Origin of the sequence: Methanosaeta sp. UBA458, from assembly GCF_002496085.1 — an archaeon.
Lineage (GTDB): Archaea > Halobacteriota > Methanosarcinia > Methanotrichales > Methanotrichaceae > Methanothrix > Methanothrix soehngenii.
In genome coordinates this window covers 1364-3799 of record NZ_DAIK01000003.1, presented here as the reverse complement: position 1 = coordinate 3799, position 2436 = coordinate 1364, and the positions used below count along the sequence as shown (strand labels likewise).

The following is a 2436-nucleotide window of genomic DNA, read 5'->3' as shown; positions in this document are numbered from 1 at the left end:
TGCATGCCCAAAGCGCGACCAATTGAAAGCTCAGAAATGATGAATACAATCTCATCGATCCTCAGGGTAAGATGACCGTCAAGAGATTCGTTTGCAGGTGGCCATGATAGCAGAATCTATGCTCATCTACATTATCGTCCTCCTGCTGACGGGAATGGTTGTGGGATTTGCCTGCGGCATGCTGGGGGTGGGAGGTGGATTCATCATGGTGCCGGTGCAGATCTGGGCTCTGACATCCATGGGAGTGGATCCAACTCTATCCACCAGGGTGGCTTTTGGCACCTCCCTTGCGGTCATACTGCCCACATCGCTCTGCGGATGCCATGGTCATAACTGCCAAGGAGTAGTCCTCTGGCGTCCAGGAGTGACATTGGGCCTCTCTGGCCTGGTAGGTGCCTTTCTAGGCGGAACCATTGCCGCTCATGCTCCGGGGGAGCTGCTCAGGATGATCTTTGGGATTATTATCATTGGAGGAGCTCTGCGAATGATATATGCCCGGGATCTGCGGCGAGGAAGGCCCGAGGTGGTGAGCAGCCTTTTGCCTTATATTCTATGGGGAGTAGTGGTTGGGGTTATCTCCGGGCTCGCAGGAATAGGGGGCGGGGTGATCCTTGTTCCTGCTATGGTAATTGCCATGGGCTTTACCATGTATCAGGCGGTTGGCACATCAACTGTAGCCATTGCCTTTAACGCTGTGGGAGGGACGATTGCCTATGCCATCAATGGATGGGGGGTAGCTGGGCTTCCCGCCTACTGTGTGGGCTATATCGATCTGCTTCAGTTCGTTCTCTTAGCAGGAGCAAGCATGCTGACTGCCCATTGGGGAGTGAATTTCACCCATAAAATGTCAGAGGAGAAGCTCAAGAAGGTCTTCATCGCCATGATGATCCTCATCGGCCTGAAGATGATGGGATTATTTGATTTGATGGGACTTTAGCGACGCCAATTACTATGGGAAGATCGACGAGGATTTTCATTTGTGCCGTACTAAAGGGGCATTCCCCACATGGGGTACCACTTGGCCATATCCTTCTCTATTGGCAGCTCCTTTTGCATCAGTGACCTCAGCCGGAACTCCATTGCAGTGTCGCGTTGCTTGTTGGATTTCGGCACAAAGGGATAGTATGATCCCAGCTTGAAGCTATAGATCCAGTATACAGTAGCCACTCCCTTGAAGCGATAGACTGCCGCCAAGAGCTGAGTTCCGAATCCCTGCTCCATCAATATCTGGCAGATCATTTGAATATTGGCCACCAGATCCTCAAAATCCTGGTCGGTCAGGATCACCCAGATATAGCCGTACTCATCCTTCTTGAGGCTGTGAGATGTGCCCGACTCCTGGAAGCTCAGCTTGAGGAGGGCTTCAATCTCTTTACTGGCAGATTCATAGTAAGAGGACTCCATGGGTTTGAAGCATAACCCAGCCTGTCCATCCGGCACAAGATCGAGGTTGGCATCCATTGTCACCGCAGCGGTGGAGATGGCAAATAGCCGGTCGATCTTGGCCTCGGGCAGGCGCGTCTTTCCCATAATGGAATCCAGAAATCCCATCTTCAGCTCTCCAGTCCCTGCTCAATTCTCTGCAGAGCTTCGATCCTGGCCTCCAGAGTGGGGTGGGTCGAGAAGAGGTTCATGATGGAAGAGCGGCTGAAGGCAGGCACTATGAACAGAGCGCTTACGGGCCCCTCCACCTTTCTCAGATCCTCTGTGGGCACCCGAAAGCCGCTTATCTTCATCAATGCACTCACCAGGATGGAGGGCTGCCCGGTGATGATTGCAGCTCCGCGGTCGGCGGCAAACTCCCGGTATCGGGAGAGGGCTTGTATCAGTATGAAGCTCAAGACCCACACCACCAGGGAGACCACGAATACCACTATGAAGCTGCCTCCTGAGTCGCGACCGCGCCCGCCTCCACTGCCCATGAACGGCATGGATCTGACCAGGATCTGGGCCATGGAAGAGAGGAACGTGGCTATGGTCATCACCATCATATCCCTGTTCTTAACATGAGTCAATTCATGGGCCAGCACCGCCTCCAGCTCGCTGTGATCGAGCTTTTGCATAATGCCCGTGGTCACCGCCACCACCGCATTCTTCTGGTTCCTGCCGGTGGCGAAGGCATTTGGCATTGAGCTGTTTACCACTGCTATTTTGGGCATGGGCAAATCGGCGATGGCGCAGAGCCGGGAGACGATTTGATGAAGCTCTGGAGCTTCACTCTCCGAGACCATCTTGGCGCCCATGGTCGACAGGATCATCTTATCGGAATAGTAGTATTGAAGGAGCATGAACCCGCCAATGAATAAAATGATTAGTATATTATTGACGCCCTGGGAGACCAGAACTGCCAGAAACGCCATGTATAGGACCGCCAGAAGGATCATGGTCAGAAGCATTCTGGCTTCAAGCCCTCGATCTGCCTTCCATCTCATCATA

The 2436-nt window shown here is 53.1% G+C and carries 3 protein-coding genes; 1 reads left to right on the top strand and 2 read right to left on the bottom strand.

The genetic code is table 11. The features are described from left to right. Positions 1-103 precede the first annotated feature (103 nt). On the top strand, positions 104-937 hold the full coding sequence (locus tag BP822_RS00060) for a sulfite exporter TauE/SafE family protein (protein WP_286877461.1): 834 nt from the start codon (positions 104-106) through the stop codon (positions 935-937). Between the two features lie 50 nt (positions 938-987). Here the strand turns inward: BP822_RS00060 and pspAB are convergent, their stop codons facing one another. Beyond that, a complete protein-coding gene (gene pspAB / locus BP822_RS00055) occupies positions 988-1551 on the bottom strand; it encodes a PspA-associated protein PspAB (RefSeq protein WP_286877460.1) in 564 nt (187 codons plus the stop codon). Positions 1552-1553: 2 nt separating this feature from the next. Beyond that, complete coding sequence (gene htpX / locus BP822_RS00050; RefSeq protein WP_286877459.1) at positions 1554-2435, bottom strand: zinc metalloprotease HtpX; 882 nt, start codon at positions 2433-2435, stop codon at positions 1554-1556. Between the last annotated feature and the right edge of the window lies 1 nt (position 2436).